This window comes from Roseateles sp. GW821-FHT02E12, assembly GCF_059421665.1.
This window is the reverse complement of the sequence record NZ_JBWKVK010000001.1, coordinates 2149772-2168816: the sequence shown is the minus strand read 5'-3', so window position 1 is coordinate 2168816 and position 19045 is coordinate 2149772. Positions and strand designations below refer to the sequence as shown.

Here is a 19045-nt window from a genome sequence, read left to right as displayed (position 1 = left end):
CAGTTCAAGCGCGATCAAGGCGTGCCTGCGACAGCAACCAAAGACACAGATGCGGGTAGTCGATACCCACGGCCTGCGCGGCCTTGGGCACCAGCGAGTGCGAGGTCATGCCCGGGCTGGTGTTCATCTCCAGCAGGAAGGGCTTCATGTCGGACTTGCGCAGCATCAGGTCGGCACGGCCCCAGCCGCGGCAGCCGAGCAGGCGGTAGGCGTGCAGCACGAGTTGGCCGATCTCGGCTTCGAGCGCGGCGGGCAGCGAGCCGAAGACGTACTGCGTCGTGTCGGTCTCGTACTTGTTCGCGAAGTCGTAGTTGCCAGCCTCGGCGCGGATCTCGATGACCGGAAGCGACACGGCGCCTTCGCCTTCACCCAGCACGGCGCAGGTCAGCTCGGGGCCTTCGATGCATTGCTCGAACAGCAGCTCGTCGTCGAAGCCCAACGCCAGCTCGACCGCGCCTTGCATGTCTGAATAGCCGGCGGCCTTGGTGATGCCGATGCTGCTGCCCTCGTGCGGCGGCTTGACGACGACCGGCAGGCCGAGCTCGTCGGGAATCGTGCGGATGCGCTCGCGTGTCAGCTCGGTGCGTGCGAGCGCCAGGTATTGCGGCGTCGGCAGGCCCTCGTTGGCCCAGATCCGCTTGGTCATCGTCTTGTCCATCGCGACGCCAGACGCCGTCACGCCGGAGCCGGTGTACGGGATGCCCAACCATTCGAGGGCGCCCTGGATGGTGCCGTCTTCACCGCCACGGCCATGCAGCGCGATGAAGGCGCGGGCGAAGCCCTCGTCCTTCAGCGCCTGCAACGGCCGCTCGGCGGGATCGAAGGCGTGCGCATCGACACCGATGGACTGAAGTGCGGCCAGCACGCCGTTGCCGCTCATCAGCGACACGGGCCGCTCGGCGCTGTGGCCGCCAAACAGCACGGCGACTTTGCCGAGACTCTTGGCGTCGATGTTCAGGTTGATGGGAGAGGTCATGCCGCGCCTCCTTGGAAATGCGCCGCCACGCGTCCCGGCAGGCTGCTCATCGAACCCGCGCCCATGCCGATGACGACATCGCCATCGCGCGTCAGTTGGGCCAGCGCGGCCGGCATGTCGGCAACGCTGGCGACGAAGTTCGGCGTGCCAACGGCCTGAGCCAGCGCGGTGCCGGTCGCGCCTTCGATGGGCGCTTCGCCCGCCGAATACACCTCGGTCAACAGCACGACGTCCGCGCCGCCCATCACGCGAACGAAGTCCGCAAAGCAGTCCCGCGTGCGGGTGTAGCGGTGCGGCTGGAAGGCCAGCACGAGGCGGCGGCCCGGGTAGGCGCCGCGCGCGGCGGCGAGCACGGCGGCCATCTCGACTGGGTGGTGGCCGTAGTCGTCGACCAGCTCGAAGCGGCCGCCGTCGGCTGCCGGCCATTCGCCATGCTTCTCGAAGCGGCGGCCCACGCCGGAGAAGCTGGCGAGCGCCTTCTGGATGTCGGCGTCCGCGCAGTCCAGCTCGGTGGCGATGGCAATGGCCGCCAGCGCGTTGCGCACGTTGTGCTCGCCGGCCAGGTTCAGCAGCACGTCGAGGTCAGCGGTGCCTTCACGCTGGCAGGTGAAGCGCATCTGCGCGCCGGCCAGTGCCTGCACGTTGACCGCGCGCACGCTGACGCCGGCGGACAAGCCGTAGCTGACGACGGGCCGCTCGATGCTGCCGAGGATGGCCTGCACGCCGGGGTCGTCCGCGCAGACCACCGCCGCGCCGTAGAAGGGCATGCGGTGCAGGAACTCGATGAAGGCCGCGTGCAGACGCTCGACCGAATGGTCGTAGGTGTCCATGTGGTCCTCGTCGATGTTGGTGACGACGGCCAGCACGGGGCTGAGCTTCAGGAAGGAGGCGTCGCTCTCATCAGCTTCGACGACGATGAACTCGCCGCCGCCCAGGCGCGAGTTGGCGCCGGCCGCATTGAGCTTGCCGCCGATGACGAAGGTCGGGTCCAGGCCCGCTTCGACGAGGATGGCCGTGACCAGCGAGGTGGTCGTCGTCTTGCCATGCGTGCCGGCGATGGCGATGCCGCGGCGCAGCCGCATCAGCTCGGCCAGCATGATGGCGCGCGGCACGACCGGGACCTGACGGCCGCGGGCCGACTGCACCTCGGGGTTGTCGGCGGCCACCGCGGTGCTGGTGACCAGCGCCTGTGCGTCGCCGATGTTGGGCGCGGCATGGCCGATCTCGACGCGCAGGCCCAAGGCCCGCAGCCGCTCGGTCGTCGCGCTCTCGACGGCGTCCGAGCCGCTGACGGTGAAGCCGAGGTTGTGCAGGATCTCGGCGATGCCGCTCATGCCGGCGCCGCCGATGCCCACGAAATGCAGCCGTTGAACCGCGTGCTTCACTTCAACATTCCTTCGATTTCGTCGGCCACACGGGCGGCCGCGCGGGGGCGGGCCAGCGCGCGGGCCTTCTCGCCCATCGCGAGCAGTGCCGTGCGGTCCAGGCCCGTCAACAGTTCGTGCAGCTTCGCCGGCGTCAACTCGCCCTGCGGCAGATGGATGGCCGCGCCGTGCTGGGCCATGAAGACGGCGTTATCACGCTGGTGCGAGGTGGTGCTGACCACCAGCGGCACCAGCACCGCGGCGCAACCCGCGGCGCAGAGTTCGCTGACGGTGATCGCGCCGGCGCGGCAGACGACGACATCGGCCCAGGCGAGCGCCGCGGCCATGTCGTCGATGAAAGGGCGTACTTCCGCCGTCAGGCCGGCGTCTGTGTAGGCCTGCCAGACGGCGCCGAGGTGGTCCTGCCCCGACTGATGCAGCACCAGCGGCCGCTGCTCTTGCGGCCACAAGGCCAGTGCCTCGGGCAGCGCCTGGTTCAGCGCTCGTGCGCCGAGCGAGCCGCCCAGCACCAGCACATGCAGCGGGCCCGTGCGTTCGGCCATTCGCTCGGCGGGCAACGGCAGTTCCTCGATCTCGGCGCGCACCGGGTTGCCGCTGACGACTGCGCCGGAGGTGGAGGCCGCAGCCGCGCCGTCGAAGCCGAAGGCGATGCGGCGGGCGAACGGCTTCAGCGCGAGATTGCTCTTCAGCATGGCCGCGTCGGCGTTGACCAGCATCAGCGGCCGGCCGGTGAAGGCCGCCGTCAGGCCACCGGGCAGGCAGACATAGCCGCCCATGCCCAGCACGGCCGTCGCACGGCGCTGGGCGAACACGCGACGCGCCTGGCCCAGCGACTTGAAGAAGCCGACAACACCGCGCAGCGCATGCTTGAACCCCTTGCCGCGCAGGCCGGCGAAGGGCAGCGCATCCAGCTCGATGCCGCGCGCGGGCACGAGGCGGTTCTCCATGCCTTTGGGCGTGCCGATCCACGACACGGTCCAGCCGCGGCGTTGCATTTCCTCCGCGACGGCGAGGCCCGGAATGATGTGGCCGCCCGTGCCGGCGGCCATCACGACGAGGTGACGTTCACTCATGAACGCCCTCCCCGCATCATTTGCCTGTTCTCGAGGTCGATGCGCAACACCACGGCCAGCGCCACGCAGTTCATCAAGATCGCCGACCCGCCAAAGCTCAGCAGCGGCAGCGTCAGCCCCTTGGTCGGCAGCGCGCCGAGGTTCACACCCATGTTGATGAAGGCCTGGCCGCCCATCCAGATGCCGATGCCTTGTGCGTACAGGCCCGCGAACACGCGGTCCAGCGCGATGGCCTGGCGGCCGATGAGGAAGCAGCGGCGGGTCAGCCAGAAGAACGCAAGGATCACCACGGCCACTCCAGCAAAGCCCAGCTCCTCGCCGATGACGGCGAGCAGGAAATCGGTGTGCGCTTCGGGCAGGTAGTGCAGCTTCTCGACGCTGCCGCCCAGGCCCTGGCCGAGCCACTCGCCGCGGCCGAAGGCGATGAGGCTGTGCGTCAGTTGGTAGGCCTTGCCCTGGGCGTACTTCTCGTCCCACGGGTTGAGGTAGGCAAAGATGCGTTCGCGGCGGAACTCGCTGAAGGTGATCATCAGCGTGAAGGCGCCCACCAACACCAGCGTGATCAGCAGGAACATGCGGCCGTTGACGCCGCCCAGGAACAGGATGCCCATCGCGATGGCCGCGATGACCATGAAGGCGCCCATGTCCGGCTCGGCCAGCAGCAGCAGGCCGATGAAGGCCAGCGAGATCGCCATCGGCGTGACGGCCTGGAAGAAGTTCTCCCGGGCGTCCATCTTGCGCATCATGTAGTTGGCCGCGTACAGCGCAATGCCGAACTTGGCCAGCTCAGACGGCTGGAAGTTCATGACACCCAGCGGGATCCAGCGGCGCGCGCCGTAGACGACCTTGCCGATGCCGGGGATCAACACACCCACCAGCAGCACCAGCGCCACGACGAAGACCCAGGGCGCGTAGCGCTCCCACAGCGCCACCGGGATCTGCACGGTGACGAGGCCCGCCACCAGCGCGAAGCCGATGGCCACCATGTGCCGCGTCAGGAAGTGCGTGGGCAGGTACTTGGAGAAGCGCGGGTTGTCCGGCATCGCGATGGACGCCGAATAGACCATCAGCAGGCCGAAGGCCATCAGCGCGAGCACGACCCAGACCATCGTGATGTCGAAGCCCTGCAGCTGGGTGGGCCGGCCGGCGGACGTGGACACCCAGTCGCGCACGGGCACGCTGGCGTCCTCGGCGTCGCCCTTCTTCCAGAGCGACTGCAGCTTGGCGGTGAAGCCGTTCAGCACCGCGTTCACAGCGCCACCCCGCGCTCGTCGGCGAGCTGCTGCACCGTGGCGACGAAGACCTCGGCGCGGTGGGCGTAGTTCTTGAACATGTCCAGGCTGGCGCAGGCGGGGGACAGCAGCACGCTGTCGCCGGATTGCGCCTGGCTCAGGCACCAGGTGGTGGCGGCTTCGAGCGTTGCGTGGCGCTGCAGCGCCACGCCGGTGTTGGCAAGGGCGGCTTCGATCTGCGGCGCATCGCGGCCGATCAGCGCGACGGCGCGGGCATGGCGCGCGACGCCATCGGCCAGCGGAGCGAAGTCCTGGCCCTTGCCGTCGCCGCCCAGGATGAGCACCAGCTTGGCCGGCGCGCGGTCGGCGCCCAGGCCAGTGACGGCGGCGACGGTGGCGCCGACGTTGGTGCCCTTGCTGTCGTCGAAGAACTCGACGCCGTCGATGCTGCCGACGGGCTCCACGCGGTGCGGCTCGCCGCGGTACTCGCGCAGGCCGTGCAGCATGGGCGCCAGTTCGCAGCCGGCGGCGCAGGCCAATGCCAAGGCGGCCAGCGCATTCGCTGCGTTGTGGCGGCCGCGCACGCGCAGCGCGTCGGCGGGCATCAGGCGCTGGATGATGAGCGGCTCTGCGTCATCGGTCTTCTTGCGCTTGATCGTCGGGTCCAGCTCGAGGGCGCGCACCAGCCAGGTCAGGCCGCCTTCGATGACGAGGCCGAAGTCGCCGGCTGAGTGCGGCGGGTTCAGGCCGAAGCGCACGGCGCGGCGCGACACCGTGCGGCCGGGCTTGCCGCGGCTGCCCTTGACGAACACCGGCGCGGGCACGAGGCCTTCGACTTCGGCGTCGTCGCGGTTGGAGACGATGACGGACTCGCGGCCGAAGATGCGCGCCTTGGCGCGGCCGTAGGCGGCCATGTCGCCATGCCAGTCGAGATGGTCCTGCGTCAGGTTCAGCACGGCGCCGGCGGTGGGCTCGAAGCCGGTGACGCCATCCAGCTGGAAGCTGGACAGCTCCAGCACCCAGACCTCGGGCAGCGTCTCGAACACCGGGCCGCGCGGCAGCGGCGGGGCGATGGGGAGTGGTGTTTCCTCGTCGGGCAGCACCGACTCGGCTTCGTCAGCCTCTTCGACGGGCACGTCTTCAATCTCGGCCGCGACCACTTCGGCCGGCGTCTCGACCCGTGCCGGGTCCGGCTCCTTGGCCAACGCCTCGGTCAGCGTGTCCAGCAGCGTCGGGCCGATGTTGCCGGCGATGGCGACTCGCTTGCCGGCCCGCTCCACCAGCAGCCCGGTCATGCAGGTCGTCGTCGTCTTGCCGTTGGTGCCGGTGATGGCAAGCACGGCGGGCGCGTAGCCATGCTGGGCCTTCAGCGCGGCCAGCGCGTCGGCGAACAGATCCAGTTCGCCGCGCACGGCTGGGCCATGCGAGTAAACAGCGGTGAGGCGTGCGTCCAGCGGCGACAGGCCGGGGCTCTTCAGCACGGCGTTGAAGCCCGACACGACCTCAGCCGTCAGCTCGCCGGAGATGAAGGCCGCCGTGTCGCCCAGCGCTTGTAGCTGCGGTGGCTGCGCGCGTGAGTCCCACACCGTGACCTGCGCGCCAAACCTCGCACACCAGCGCGCCATCGCCAGGCCGGAGTCACCCAGGCCCAGCACGAGCACGCGCTGATCAACGAGTTGCGGCAGGTCCAGCTTCATGCGCTTACCGGAGCTTCAAGCTCGCCAGGCCGATGAGGCACAGCAGCATGGTGATGATCCAGAAGCGGATGACGACCTGCGTCTCGTTCCAGCCGCTCTTCTCGAAGTGGTGGTGCAGCGGCGCCATCTTGAAGATGCGCCGGCCCGTGCCGAACTTCTTCTTCGTGAACTTGAACCAGCTGACCTGCAGCATCACGCTCAACACTTCGGCCACGAAGATGCCGCCCATGATGCCCAGCAGGATTTCCTGGCGCGTGATGACGGCCAGCGTGCCCAGGCCGCCACCCAGCGACAGCGCGCCGACGTCGCCCATGAAGACTTGCGCCGGGTGGGCGTTGAACCACAGGAAGGCCAACCCCGCGCCGGCCATCGCGGCGCAGAAGATCAGCAACTCGCCAGCACCCGGGATGTAGGGCAGCAGCAGGTATTTGGAGAACACCGACGAGCCGGTCAGGTAGGCGAACAGGCCCAGCGCCGAGCCGACCATGACGACGGGCATGATGGCCAGGCCGTCCAGGCCGTCGGTGAAGTTGACGGCGTTGCTGGTGCCGACGATGACGAAGTAGGCCAGCGCCACAAAGCCCCACACGCCCAGCGGCATGCTGATGGTCTTGAAGAACGGGATCAGCAGGTCGGCCTTGGGCGGCAGCTCGGTGGAGAAGCCGCTGCTCACCCAGCGGAAGAAGAGCTGAACGACGCCGAGAAAGCTCGTCTCGGACACGCTGAACGCGAGGTAGAGCGCCGCGACCAGGCCGATCAGCGATTGCCAGAAGAACTTCTCGCGGCTGCGCATGCCTTCCGGGTTCTTGTCGACGACCTTGCGCCAGTCGTCCACCCAGCCGATGGCGCCGAAACCCATCGTGACCAGCATGACGACCCAGACGAAGCGGTTGCTCCAGTCGAACCACAGCAGCGTCGAGATGCCGATGCCGATGAGGACGAGGACCCCGCCCATGGTGGGCGTACCGCTCTTGGCCAGATGCGCCTGCACGCCATAGGCGCGCACGGGCTGGCCGATCTTCATTTCGGTCAGGCGGCGGATGACCCAGGGCCCGAAGGCCAGCCCGATCAGCAGCGCCGTCATCGCGGCCATCACCGCGCGGAAGGTGATGTACTGGAAGAGGCGCAGGAAGCCCAGGTCGGGGTAGAGACCCTGCAGCCACTGGGCGAGGCTAAGCAGCATGCGTGTCTCCGGTGGTGGTGTTTTGCAGTGCAGCGACCACTTGTTCCATCTTCATGAAGCGCGAACCCTTGACCAGGGTCTGGGCCGCGTCGGGTTGTTCCTTGAGGGCCGCAATCAGCGCGGCGGTGTTCGCGAAGGCACGCGCCTTGGGGCCATAGGCCGCGGCCGCATCGCGGGCGGCGGCACCAGCCGTCCAGAAGTGAGCGATGCCGCGCTCGGCGGCATAGGCACCCACTTCGTGGTGGAAGGCCGGGCCGTCGTTGCCCACCTCGCCCATGTCGCCCAGCACCAGCCAGCCGTCGCCCGGCATGCCCGCGAGCACGTCGATGGCGGCGCGCACGCTGTCGGGGTTGGCGTTGTAGCTGTCGTCGATGAGCGTGCGGCCACGCGCGTCCGTCTTCAACTCGGAGCGGCCCTTGACGGCGCGGAAGGCTTCCAGGCCCTGGGCGATCGGCCCCAGCGGCGCCCCGGCGGCCAGCGCGCAGGCGGCGGCGGCCAGCGCGTTGCGCACGTTGTGCTCGCCGGCCATGTGCAGCGCCACCGGCACGCTGCCCGCGGGCGTGTGGATCTCCAGCGCCCAGTGCGTATTCATCCAGGCCGCATCACCCGTCACGTCGGCCTCGCCGCGCAGTGCAAAGCTCAGATGCGGGCGTGAGCCGGCCAGTTCCAGCCAGATCGGCGCGCAGGCGTCTTCGGCGGGGAAGACGGCGCAGCCACTGGACGCGAGCGCCTCGATGACGGCGCCGTTTTCGCGCGCGACGGCCTCAACGGTCGCCATGAACTCCTGGTGTTCGCGCTGGGCGTTGTTGACCAGGGCCACCGTCGGTTGGGTCATCGCAGCCAGCGGCGCGATCTCGCCCGGATGGTTCATGCCCAGCTCGATGACGGCGGCGCGGTGGCTGGTCTCGTCGTCGTGGCGCAGGCGCAGCAGCGTCAGCGGCACGCCGATGTCGTTGTTGTAGTTGCCCTCGGTGGCCAACGCACCCTCGCCCACCCAGGCACGCAGGATGGCCGCGATCATCTGCGTCGTCGTCGTCTTGCCGTTGCTGCCGGTGACGGCGATGACCGGCAGTTGCTGCTGGCGGCGCCAGGCGGCGGCGAGTTGGCCGAGCGCCGCCTTGGCATCAGGCACGAGCAGGCCAGGCAGGTCGGCTTCGGCGAGGCCACGTTCGGCCAGTGCCGCAACGGCGCCCGAGGCTTTGGCCTGGGCCAGGAAATCGTTCGCGTCGAAGCGCTCGCCGCGCAGCGCGACGAACAGGTCGCCCGCACGCAGCGTGCGCGTGTCGCTGTGCACGCGGGCGAAGCCGGTCGCACCGTCGCCCACAAGCACGGAACCAGGCAGCAGCACCTGCGCTTCGACCAAGGTCAGGAACGTCACAGACCCGCCCTTTCCAGCAGCGCCGCGCGCGCCTCGGCCACGTCGGAGAACGGCCGGCGCACGCCGTGCGCCTCCTGGTAGTCCTCGTGGCCCTTGCCGGCGACGAGCACGATGTCGCGTGCACCGGCTTGCGTGACGGCCGAGCGGATGGCTTCCTCACGCGCTTCGATGACGATGGCACCGGGCGCGCCGGCGGTGATGTCGGCCAGGATCTGCGCCGGCAGCTCGCTACGCGGGTTGTCGGTCGTGACGATGACGTGGGCGGACAGGCGCGCGGCAATGGCGCCCATCTGCGGCCGCTTGCCGCGGTCGCGGTCGCCACCGCAGCCGAACACGCAGACCAGCTCGCCACCACGCGCCTTGGCCAGGCCTTGCAGGGCGGACAGCGCCTTGTCGAGTGCGTCCGGCGTGTGGGCGTAGTCGATGACGACTTGCGGCAGCTCGCGGCCGTTGCCCACGCGCTGCATGCGCCCCGGCACCGGTGTCACGCTGGCCAGGGCGCGCGCCACGTCGGCCAGCGCATGGCCTTGCGCGCGCAACGCGCCGGCCACGCCGAGCAGGTTGGCGGCGTTGTAGTCGCCGATCAGGCTGGTCTGCACCGCGATGGCCCCACCCTCATCTCCGCCCTCTTGCAGCGTGAAGACCAGGCCTTCGCCGGTGTAGTGCAGATCGCGCGCCGTCAGGCGTGCATCCAGGCGCTCGACGCCAGTGGTCCACACATCCAGCGCCGCCAACTCGGCCGCGAGCGCGTCGCCCTTGGCGTCGTCGAGGTTGACGACCGCCGCGCGCAGGCCGGGAAAGCCGAACAACGCGCGCTTGGCCACCCAGTAGGCGTTCATGTCGCCGTGGTAGTCGAGGTGGTCTTGCGTGAAGTTGGTGAACACGGCGACGCGGATGGCACTGCCGGCCAGCCGCCCTTCGACGATGCCGATGCTGCTGGCCTCGATGGCGCAGGCCGCGAAGTCGTCGTCGCGCATGCGGGCGAACGCGGCCTGCAGCAGCACGGGGTCGGGCGTGGTCAGGCCGTTGTAGTCCAGCTTGGGCGGCTCGCCGATGCCCAGCGTGCCGACGACGCCGCAGCGCTTGTTCAGCGTCGCCAAGGCCTGCGCGATCCACCAGGCCGACGAGGTCTTGCCGTTGGTGCCGGTGACGGCGATGACGTCCAGCTTGTCGGTCGGCTTGCCGAAGAAGGCGGAGGCGATCTCGCCGGTGCGGGCCTTCAGGCCGGGCAGCGACGCGACGCGGGCATCGACGAAGCCGAAGCGCTCGACGTCGCCGTCTTCCACCAGGCAGGTGGCGGCGCCGGCGGCCAGCGCGGCGGCGACGAACTCGCGGCCATCACGCGCGTAGCCGGGCCAGGCGATGAAGGCGTCGCCGGGCTGCACGTGGCGGCTGTCGGTGCGCAGCGTGCCGGTGCACCATTCGGCGAGCCACCGTGCGGCGGCTTCGGGAGATTTGAGGCGGGTCAACATCATCGACCGCCGGGCCGCCCCAAGGGCGATGAAGCCCCCTCGGGGGGCAGTGAACGAAGTGAGCGTGGGGGCGTCATCTCTAGAAGCTTTCTTCCGTGGCCACGGCCTTCTGGTTGGCGACGATCTGGCTCTTCACGTCCAGGTCGGGCGGCACGCCCAGCAGGCGCAGCGTCTGCGCGGTGACCTGGCTGAACACCGGCCCGGCGACCTTGCCGCCGTAATAGACGCCGGCAGTCGGCTCGTCGACCATGACGGCCACGACGATGCGCGGGTTGCTGATGGGCGCAATGCCGACGAACCACGAGCGGTACTTGTGGCTGGCGTAGCCGCGGCCTTCCTGCTTGTGGGCCGTGCCGCTCTTGCCGCCGATGCTGTAGCCCGGCACCTGCGCGTCGGGCGCCGTGCCACCGGGGCCGGCTGCGGCTTGCAGCATCAGGCGCAGGTCCTGCGTGACCTTGGGGCTGAACACGCGGATGCCGGCGACCGGGTGGTCGTGCTGCTGGCGCAGCATGCTGACGGGGACGATCTCGCCGTCGCGCGCGAACACCGTGTAGGCACGCGCCAGTTGAAAGAGCGATGCCGACAGGCCGTAGCCGTAGCTCATCGTCGCCTGCTCGATGGGCCGCCAGGTCTTGTAGGGGCGTAGCTTGCCGCTGATGGCGCCAGGGAAGCTGATCTGCGGCCGCTGGCCCAGGCCGATGGCCGTGAACATCTCGTGCATCTCGCGCGGCTGCATCTGCATCGCGAGCTTGGTGGCGCCGATGTTGCTGGAGAACTTGATGACCTCGCGCACCGGGATGACGCCGTGCGGCTTGGTGTCGCTGATGACGGCACCCTGGAAGGCGTACTTGCCGTTGCCGGTGTCCACCAGGCTGTCGGGCGTGGTGCGGCCCGTCTCCATGGACAGGCCGGCAATGAAGGGCTTCATCGTCGAGCCCGGCTCGAAGACGTCGGTCAGCGCGCGGTTGCGCAGCTGCTCGCCCGAGAGGTTCTGACGGCTGCCCGGGTCGTAGCTCGGGAAGTTGGCCAGGGCCAGCACCTCGCCGCTCTGCGCGTCCAGCACGACGACCGAGCCGGCCTTGGCCTTGTTCTCGGCCACCGCGTCGCGGATGCGCTGGTAGGCGAAGAACTGCACCTTGGAGTCGACCGACAGGTCGATGTCATGGCCGTTGGCGGCGGGCACGATGTCGCCGATGTCTTCCACAACGCGCCCCAGGCGGTCGCGCACGACGGAGCGCGAGCCGTCGCGGCCCTGCAGCTCCTTCTGGAAGGCCAGCTCGATGCCCTCCTGGCCGCGGTCCTCGACGTTGGTGAAGCCGACGACGTGCGCCGCCGCCTCGCCCTCGGGGTATTTGCGGCGGTATTCGCGGTCCTGGAAGATGCCCTTCAGGCCAAGGGCCTTCACCTTGGCCGCCGTCTCGTCGTCGGCCAGGCGGCGCAGCCAGACGAAGCGCGACTCGGGGTTGAGCTTGGCCTCCAGCTCCTTGCCCGACAGGCCCAGGGCCTTGGCGAGCTCGCGGCGCTTGTCGGCGTCGGTGTCGACTTCCTTGGGAATGGCCCAGATCGACGGCACCGCCACGCTTGCGGCCAGCACCTGGCCGCTGCGGTCGTTGATGCGGCCGCGGCTGGCCGGCAGCTCCAGCGTGTGGGCGTAGCGAGCCTCGCCCTGCTTCTGGAAGAACTCGGTGTGCAGCACCTGCACATAGATGGCGCGCGCCAGCAGGCCGGCGAAGGCCAGGCCCACCAGGGCGACGAGAAAGCGCGAGCGCCACGGCGGCGTCTTGGACGCGAGCAGCGGGCTGGTGGAATAGCTGACGCCGCGGCCCGAGCCGAGGGCGCGCGCGCCGGACTTGTTGCCGCCCTTGCTCACGGCGCCACCCCGGAAGCAACGACGGCCGGCGAGATCAGCCGCATGCCCAGACGCTCGCGCGCCACCTGCTCGACGCGCAGGTTGGTGGCCTGCGCGTGGCGCTCGGCCTTCAGCCGCTCGGCATCGGCGGCCAGGCGCTGGCCCTCGTTCTTGGCACGCTCGCGCTCGGCGAACAGGCGGCGCGACTCATAGGCGCTGTGCACAAGGACGAGGCCGCTGGCCAGCACGGCCAGGATGAGGATGAAGTTGAGTTTGGCCATGTCAGCGCCGCCCGGCCGCCCGAAGGCGCTGGCGCACCCCCTTGGGGGGCAGCGAACGAAGAGAGCGTGGGGGCCTCATGTCAGCGCCTGGAGGTGACGGGCGGCAAGGGGGCGTCGGTGCGCTCCGCGACGCGCAACACAGCGGAGCGCGAGCGCGGATTGGCCGCCACCTCGGCATCACTGGGCTTGATGCGGCCCAGCGCGTTCAGGATCAGCGGCGCGGGTTCCGCAAACGGTGCACGGCGGTCGAACACGGGCTTGCTGTGCTCAGCGATGAAGGTCTTGACGCGGCGGTCTTCCAGCGAATGGAAGCTGATGATGGACAGCCGCCCGCCGGGCGCCAGCAAGCGCAGCGCCGAGTTCAGCCCTTGCTCAAGCTCCTCAAGCTCGCCATTGACATGAATCCGAAGGGCTTGAAAGGTACGCGTGGCCGGGTCTTGGCCGGGCTCGCGGGTCTTGACCGCGCGAGCCACGAGTTCGCGCAGCTCGTCGGTGCGCGTGAGGGGCGTACCGGTTTCTCGGCGAGCAACAACCGCCTTTGCAATCTGTGAAGCAAACCGTTCTTCGCCATAGTCTCGAATCACCCGTGCAATCTCGCGCTCGTCGGCGCCCGCGAGGAAGTCCGCCGCGCTCTTGCCCTGCGTCGTGTCCATGCGCATGTCCAGCGGGCCTTCGAAGCGAAAGCTGAAGCCGCGCGCCGGGTTGTCGATCTGCGGGCTGGACACACCGAGGTCCAGCAGCACACCATCCACCTGATGAACACCCAGGCCCGCCAGTTGATCGGCCATGTCGGCGAAGGCGCTGTGGACGATGGTGAAGCGCGGGTCCGTGATCGCGGCCGCCGCGGCAACCGCCTCGGGATCACGGTCGATGCCGATCAGCCGGCCTGCCGGGCCGAGCCGCGCCAGCAGCGCACGGGAATGGCCACCGCGGCCGAAGGTGCCGTCGACATAGACGCCGTCGGGGCGCACAAGCACGCCGTCGACCGCCTCGTCCAGCAACACAGTGGTGTGGCGGAACTCGGCGCTTTCATTCATCTCGGCGCCCATCAGAAGCTGAAATCCTTGAGCGCGTCGGGCAGTTCACCGGCCATCACTTCGGCCTCGTGGGCGGCATGGGTTTCGGCATCCCACAGCTCGAAGTGGCTACCCATGCCCAGCAGCATCACGTCGTTCTTCAGCCCGGCGCTCTTGCGCAACTCGGGCGAGACCAGCACGCGGGCCGCCGAATCGATGTCGACGTCCATCGCGTTACCTAGGAAAACACGCTTCCAGCCCGCGGCCGACATCGGCAAGGCGGCGACCTTGTCGCGAAAAGCTTCCCAGGTGGGGCGCGGAAACAGCATCAGACAGCCGTCCGGATGCTTGGTGACGGTCAGGCGCCCCTGGCAGATCAGCTGCAGCACCTCACGGTGTCGACTGGGCACACTCAGGCGGCCCTTGGCATCTAAGGCCAAGTTGGAGGCTCCCTGAAAGACGATTTCCGACACTTTTCACCACGAAAGAACACTTCCTCCCACTTTAAGTGCCGAGCCACCCCCGGTCAAGGTTCGGCACAAGTTTTTTCAATGAAATCAAGTACTTAGGTTGGCTGTTGTTTTATACAGCCACTCTAAAAAATCTTGTTTATAAATAAGGACTTGACGAGACATTGCGAAGTGGCGCTTGAACTAAGGCCCAAACCGGCTTGGCGTTTGTCCCCAGCAACTGCTCCACTCACGCGATTCGAGTGGGCCCAACCGCGGCCACGACTGCCGGGGTTTTGCTGCACAAATCACGGCATGCCTTTCGCGCTGCCAGCCCAGAATGCTTGGGCAGAGGCGATTTCTGATGAAATTTCAGGTTGTTTCAGCCCCCTTTAGTCAAGAACTCAAACCGGGGGCTCCCACCGAATATTCAAAACCGAGGCAGCCCCATGAATTTCTTGTCCCATATGCGCATCGGACAGCGTCTCACCGCTGGCTTCGCCGTGGTGATTGCCTGCCTGATGGCCATGGCCGGACTGGGCTACTTCGGCATCCAGACGCTGAACGGCGAGATCAGTCAGCTGATCAGCAGCGACTACAAGACGGTCGCACTGGCCAACCGGGCCAAGGCCGAGCTGGGTGACGCCTCGCGCAGCATGATGACCACGCTGATCATGACGGGCGAGGAGCAGATCAAGAAGGAACTGGACAACGTCGCCAGTCTGATGGGCGCCCATGAGAAGACCATGGCCGAACTCAAGCCCCTGCTGACCGATGAGGCCAGCCAGGAGCAACTCAAGGTGGTGGAGGAAGCGCGCGCCAAGTTCATGACCGGCCAGGCGGCCTTCGTGAAGACCGTGGCTTCGGGCGACACCGAAGGCGCGCCGCTGAAGTACCAGTTCTCGGTGCGCGCCGCCCAGGGCAAGTACATGGCGGCCCTGGACAAGCTGGTCCAGACCCGCAACGCTGCGATGGAAGAAGCGGGCCTCAAGTCGAACAAGGTGGCGGGCAAGACGGCCCTGCTGCTGCTGGCCCTGGCTGCGGGCGCGATCGCGGCCAGCGTGCTGACCGGCGTGCTGATCACCCGCGGCATCGTCAACCCGCTGCGTGGCGCGGTGAACGTGGCCCGCAAGGTGGCGTCGGGCAACCTGACCAGCGAGATCGAGGTGCGCAGCCGTGACGAGACCGGTGAGCTGTTGCAGGCCCTGCACGACATGAACGAGAGCCTCAAGGGCATCGTCGGCCGCGTCCGCGAGGGCACGGAGTCCATCGCGTCGGCGTCCAGCGAGATCGCCAGCGGCAACATGGACCTGTCCGTTCGCACCGAGGCGCAGGCCGCGTCGCTGGAGCAGACGCTTTCAGCCATGAAGACACTGACCGACGCCGTGCAGCAGAACGCGCAGAACGCCCAGCAGGCCAATCAGCTGGCCAAGGCCGCCTCGCAGGTGGCTGGCGAAGGCGGCGCGGTGGTGGCCAAGGTCGTGACGACCATGGGCAGCATCGACGCGTCGAGCAAGAAGATCGTCGACATCATCAGCGTCATCGACGGCATCGCCTTCCAGACCAACATCCTGGCGCTGAACGCGGCCGTCGAGGCCGCGCGGGCGGGCGAGCAGGGCCGCGGTTTCGCGGTCGTTGCCGGTGAGGTGCGTTCGCTCGCCGGCCGCAGCGCCGACGCGGCCAAGGAGATCAAGCGCCTCATCGGCGACTCGGTCGAGAAGGTGGCGCTGGGCAGCCAGCTCGTCGCCCAGGCTGGTAACACCATGCAAGGCGTGGTGGCGAGCGTGCAACGGATGACCGACATCATGGGCGAGATCACGCACGCCAGCGCCGAACAGAGCTCCGGCATCGAGCGTGTCACGCATACCATCCACGACATGGACAAGAGCACGCAGCAGAACGCCGCGCTGGTGGAAGAAGCCGCCGCCGCTGCCGACTCCCTGCGCGCCCAGGCCCAAGGCCTCGAAGAAGTGGTCAGCCTCTTCAAGCTCGAGGCCGCGCACTGAGGTGCACCGACATCCCATCCCCCAAGATCAGGAGACTGCATGAAGACGAACAACGCCATCCGATGGATTGCCGGCCTGGGCTTAGCCCTCGGGCTGGGCGGCGCGGCTCAAGCCATTGAGGTCGGCGGCCTGAAGTTCGACGACACCGTCAAGGTCGCCGGCAAGGAGCTGAAGGTCAACGGCGCCGGCGTGCGCGTGCGCATCGTCGTCAAGGTCTATGCGCTGGTCCTGTACCTGCCCGAGAAGAAGGACACCGCGGCCGGCGTGCTCGAGACCCAGGGCCCGCGCCGCTTCAGCCTGGGCCTGCTGCGCGAAGTGACCGGTGACGAGCTGGGCCAAGCCTTCATGGCCGGCATCACGGCCAACACCGACAAGGCCGAGCGCTCCAAGTTCGTCAACCAGCTGGCCCAGTTCGGCGAGACCTTCGTCAACATCCCGCAGGGCAAGAAGGGCGACGTCATCACCGTCGACTGGGTGCCCGACACCGGTACCGTCATGTTCCTCAACGGCAAGCCCATCGGCGAGCCAATGAAGGACATCGCTTTCTACAACGCGGTGCTGAAGATCTGGCTGGGCGAAAAGCCGGTCGATTCGTCGCTGAAGCCCGCACTGCTGGGCAAGGGCTGACCCCGGTGCGCCGGGAAACGCGCCACGCCGCCGCTGCGACGTGGCGCGTTTTTCCTTGCGCAGGCCATTCTCATGGCAGCATGATCACATCTTGAGCCGCAAGCCCTCGTCATCGCTCTTTGCCGCCCTGGCCCTGGGCGCCAGCATCGGCCTGCTGCTGCCTGCCCTGATCGTGGGCGGCCTCTTCATCGGCCTGCGCGAGGCCAAGGTCGCCGAGCAGTCCCTGCAGCGCGACCTCGACGCCAAGCTCGACGTGCTGGCCAGCAGCCTGCCCGAGCTGCTGTGGAACCTGGACGCCGTGGCCGCGCGCGAGGTGGTGTCGGCAATCGTCAAGTCGCCCGAGGTCGTGCGCGTCAGCGTCAGCGACGCCTCGCAAGGCCTGCCCTTCATCGAGAACCACCTGCCCGAGCGGCGCCTGGGGCAGACGCTGACCGGCGAGCGCGACATCCTGCGTGGCTCCACCCGCATCGGCCACATCCAGATCGAGATCGACGACCACCTCAGCACCACGGCTGTGCTGCGCCAGCGCTGGCTGTATGGCGCCACCGTCGGCGGCCAGCTGCTGGCCTCGCTGGCCCTGGTGCTGTGGCTGCTGAATTTGCGCCTGTTCCGCCCGCTGCGTGAGCTGGGCGACTTCGCCAATGACCTCGCCGAGGGCCGCTTCAGCGCCAAACTGGAGCACAAGCGCCAGGACGAGATCGGCCTGCTGGGCGGCCACCTGGAGCACATGCGCGACGCGCTGCAGCAGCAGTTCGACGCCCAGCGCAACCTCATCGAACGCCTGCGCGGCATGGCCGAGACGGTGCCTGGCGTCGTCTACCAGCTGCGCCTGGCCGTCAACGGCGAATTTTCATTCGCCTACGTCAGCGAGGCGGTGCGCGAATACTTTCTGCTCGGCAGCGCCGAGCTCAGCCGCAGCGCGGTGCCCTGGTTCGAGCGCATCCACCCCGATGACCGCGCCGCCGTGCGCGAGAGCCTGCTGGCCTCGGCGCGCAACCTCAGCCCCTGGCAGCAGGAGTTCCGCACGCCGCTGGCCGACGGCAGCGAACGCTGGCTCTACGGCAATGCCATCGCCCAGCGCGAGGCCGACGGCAGCGTGCTCTGGCACGGCTTCCTGACCGACATCTCGCGCCAGCGCCGCGACGCGCTGGAGCTGGAGCGCTACCGCCACCACCTCGAGGAACTCGTCGAGGCGCGCACCGCCGAGCTGGCCGAGGCCACGCAGGCCGCCCAGGCCGCCAGCCTCGCCAAGAGCGCCTTCCTGGCCAACATGAGCCACGAGATCCGCACACCGATGAACGCCATCATCGGCCTGACCTACCTGGCGCAGAGCGACACCGTCGAGCCCGAGCAGCAGCAGCGCCTGCAAAAGGTGGCCAACGCGGCCGAGCACCTGCTCAGCGTCATCAACAACGTGCTGGACTTCTCCAAGATCGAGGCCGGCAAGGTGCGCCTGGACCAACGCGACTTCACCGTCGACCAGGTGCTGGACAACATCGCCAACATGACGACCCAGGCCGCCGCCGCCAAGCGCCTGCGCGTCGAGACCGACATCGCGCCCGAGCTGCGCGGCAAACAGCTGATCGGCGACCCGCAGCGCATCTCCGAGGTGCTGCTGAACTTCGCCGGCAACGCGGTCAAGTTCACCGAAACCGGTTTTGTGCGCCTGACCGCCCGCGTCGACGCCAACAACCCCGGCCCCGGCCTGGCGCTGCGCTTCGAGGTACAGGACAGCGGCATCGGCATCGCCGCAGAAGCCCAGGACCGGCTGTTCCGCGACTTCGAGCAAGCTGACAGCTCGACGACCCGCCGCTACGGGGGCACGGGCCTGGGCCTGGCCATCTGCCGCCGCCTGGCCGCGCTGATGGGTGGCGTTGTCGGCGTTGAAAGCACGCTCGGCCACGGCAGCAGCTTCTGGTTCACGCTCAACGTCGAGGCTGCCGCACATGCCCCGGCGGCGCCGGTCGCGGCGCCGCGGCCGCATTCGGCGCGTGAGCGGCTGGCCGAGCTGGCCCAGTCTCATCCGCGCCGCATCCTGTTGGCCGAGGACAACCCGGTCAACCAGGAGGTCGCCGTCGCGCTGATCGGCAGCGCCGGCTGGGCGGTGGACGTTGCCGCCGACGGCCAGCAGGCCATCGACATGGTCCAGGCCGGCAACTACGCCCTGGTGCTGATGGACGTGCAGATGCCCGTCATGGATGGCCTTGACGCGACGCGCGCCATCCGCCGGCTGGCCAAGGGCGCCGAGCTGCCCATCCTGGCCATGACGGCCAATGCCTTCGACGAGGAGCGCCAGCGCTGCCTGGACGCCGGCATGGACGACCACGTCGCCAAGCCCGTCGTTGCCGAACAGCTGTTCGCCACGTTGTACGACTGGCTGTCCGGCGCGCGGCGCGTGCAGCACCGGGCGCCCCTCTGAAG

The 19045-nt window shown here is 68.5% G+C and carries 15 protein-coding genes; 3 read left to right on the top strand and 12 right to left on the bottom strand.

Going from position 1 to position 19045, the window contains the following annotated elements; genetic code table 11:
- Positions 1 to 4 precede the first annotated feature (4 nt).
- The 12 genes from AC07V5_RS10115 to mraZ all read right to left on the bottom strand — a co-directional run bounded on the left by AC07V5_RS10115 (position 5) and on the right by mraZ (position 14006).
- Positions 5 to 976, bottom strand: coding sequence for a D-alanine--D-alanine ligase (locus AC07V5_RS10115; RefSeq protein WP_495115520.1), 972 nt, complete (start codon positions 974 to 976; stop codon positions 5 to 7).
- A complete protein-coding gene (gene murC, locus AC07V5_RS10110) occupies positions 973 to 2361 on the bottom strand; it encodes a UDP-N-acetylmuramate--L-alanine ligase (protein WP_495115519.1) in 1389 nt (462 codons plus the stop codon). Before murC ends, AC07V5_RS10115 begins: the two co-directional genes overlap by 4 nt.
- Complete coding sequence (murG, locus tag AC07V5_RS10105) at positions 2358 to 3434, bottom strand: undecaprenyldiphospho-muramoylpentapeptide beta-N-acetylglucosaminyltransferase (RefSeq protein WP_495115518.1); 1077 nt, start codon at positions 3432 to 3434, stop codon at positions 2358 to 2360. Before murG ends, murC begins: the two co-directional genes overlap by 4 nt.
- Positions 3431 to 4687, bottom strand: coding sequence for a putative lipid II flippase FtsW (gene ftsW / locus AC07V5_RS10100; RefSeq protein ID WP_495115517.1), 1257 nt, complete (start codon positions 4685 to 4687; stop codon positions 3431 to 3433). The genes murG and ftsW overlap by 4 nt, the downstream gene beginning before the upstream one ends.
- Positions 4684 to 6363 (bottom strand): UDP-N-acetylmuramoyl-L-alanine--D-glutamate ligase, encoded by a 1680-nt coding sequence (gene murD, locus AC07V5_RS10095; protein WP_495115516.1) that lies wholly within the window; start codon positions 6361 to 6363, stop codon positions 4684 to 4686. The genes ftsW and murD overlap by 4 nt, the downstream gene beginning before the upstream one ends.
- Positions 6364 to 6367: 4 nt before the next feature.
- Positions 6368 to 7546 (bottom strand): phospho-N-acetylmuramoyl-pentapeptide-transferase, encoded by a 1179-nt coding sequence (gene mraY / locus AC07V5_RS10090; RefSeq protein WP_495115515.1) that lies wholly within the window; start codon positions 7544 to 7546, stop codon positions 6368 to 6370.
- Positions 7536 to 8915, bottom strand: coding sequence for a UDP-N-acetylmuramoyl-tripeptide--D-alanyl-D-alanine ligase (locus AC07V5_RS10085; RefSeq protein ID WP_495115673.1), 1380 nt, complete (start codon positions 8913 to 8915; stop codon positions 7536 to 7538). The genes mraY and AC07V5_RS10085 overlap by 11 nt, the downstream gene beginning before the upstream one ends.
- 5 nt (positions 8916 to 8920) lie before the next feature.
- Positions 8921 to 10399, bottom strand: coding sequence for a UDP-N-acetylmuramoyl-L-alanyl-D-glutamate--2,6-diaminopimelate ligase (locus AC07V5_RS10080; RefSeq protein WP_495115514.1), 1479 nt, complete (start codon positions 10397 to 10399; stop codon positions 8921 to 8923).
- 76 nt (positions 10400 to 10475) lie between these two features.
- On the bottom strand, positions 10476 to 12266 hold the full coding sequence (locus AC07V5_RS10075; protein ID WP_495115513.1) for a peptidoglycan D,D-transpeptidase FtsI family protein: 1791 nt from the start codon (positions 12264 to 12266) through the stop codon (positions 10476 to 10478).
- Positions 12263 to 12526, bottom strand: a complete 264-nt coding sequence (gene ftsL / locus AC07V5_RS10070; protein WP_495115512.1) for a cell division protein FtsL — start codon at positions 12524 to 12526, stop codon at positions 12263 to 12265. Before ftsL ends, AC07V5_RS10075 begins: the two co-directional genes overlap by 4 nt.
- Before the next feature lie 80 nt (positions 12527 to 12606).
- Positions 12607 to 13563, bottom strand: coding sequence for a 16S rRNA (cytosine(1402)-N(4))-methyltransferase RsmH (gene rsmH, locus AC07V5_RS10065; protein WP_495115511.1), 957 nt, complete (start codon positions 13561 to 13563; stop codon positions 12607 to 12609).
- 11 nt (positions 13564 to 13574) lie between these two features.
- Complete coding sequence (mraZ, locus tag AC07V5_RS10060; RefSeq protein WP_495115672.1) at positions 13575 to 14006, bottom strand: division/cell wall cluster transcriptional repressor MraZ; 432 nt, start codon at positions 14004 to 14006, stop codon at positions 13575 to 13577.
- A gap of 434 nt (positions 14007 to 14440) precedes the next feature.
- Between mraZ and AC07V5_RS10055 the strand changes: the two genes are divergently transcribed.
- The 3 genes from AC07V5_RS10055 (at position 14441) to AC07V5_RS10045 (ending at position 19043) form a co-directional block, all read left to right on the top strand.
- Positions 14441 to 15997 carry a methyl-accepting chemotaxis protein gene (locus AC07V5_RS10055; RefSeq protein WP_495115510.1) on the top strand — a complete coding sequence of 519 codons (1557 nt, stop codon included), beginning with the start codon at positions 14441 to 14443 and terminating at the stop codon, positions 15995 to 15997.
- 39 nt (positions 15998 to 16036) lie between these two features.
- Positions 16037 to 16624: a chalcone isomerase family protein gene (locus tag AC07V5_RS10050; RefSeq protein ID WP_495115509.1), complete on the top strand. Its 588-nt coding sequence runs from the start codon at positions 16037 to 16039 to the stop codon at positions 16622 to 16624.
- Between the two features lie 91 nt (positions 16625 to 16715).
- Entirely contained in the window at positions 16716 to 19043 is a 2328-nt protein-coding gene (locus tag AC07V5_RS10045; protein ID WP_495115508.1) for an ATP-binding protein, read from the top strand.
- Positions 19044 to 19045: the final 2 nt, after the last annotated feature.

Bases quoted from the DNA above. Each gene is read 5' to 3' on its own strand.
- AC07V5_RS10050 (WP_495115509.1), top strand. From the start codon at position 16,037: ATGAAGACGAACAACGCCATCCGATGGATTGCCGGCCTGGGCTTAGCC.
- mraY (WP_495115515.1), bottom strand. From the start codon at position 7,546: ATGCTGCTTAGCCTCGCCCAGTGGCTGCAGGGTCTCTACCCCGACCTG.
- AC07V5_RS10080 (WP_495115514.1), bottom strand. From the start codon at position 10,399: ATGATGTTGACCCGCCTCAAATCTCCCGAAGCCGCCGCACGGTGGCTC.
- rsmH (WP_495115511.1), bottom strand. From the start codon at position 13,563: ATGAATGAAAGCGCCGAGTTCCGCCACACCACTGTGTTGCTGGACGAG.
- murG (WP_495115518.1), bottom strand. From the start codon at position 3,434: ATGAGTGAACGTCACCTCGTCGTGATGGCCGCCGGCACGGGCGGCCAC.
- AC07V5_RS10055 (WP_495115510.1), top strand. From the start codon at position 14,441: ATGAATTTCTTGTCCCATATGCGCATCGGACAGCGTCTCACCGCTGGC.
- AC07V5_RS10115 (WP_495115520.1), bottom strand. From the start codon at position 976: ATGACCTCTCCCATCAACCTGAACATCGACGCCAAGAGTCTCGGCAAA.
- murD (WP_495115516.1), bottom strand. From the start codon at position 6,363: ATGAAGCTGGACCTGCCGCAACTCGTTGATCAGCGCGTGCTCGTGCTG.
- ftsL (WP_495115512.1), bottom strand. From the start codon at position 12,526: ATGGCCAAACTCAACTTCATCCTCATCCTGGCCGTGCTGGCCAGCGGC.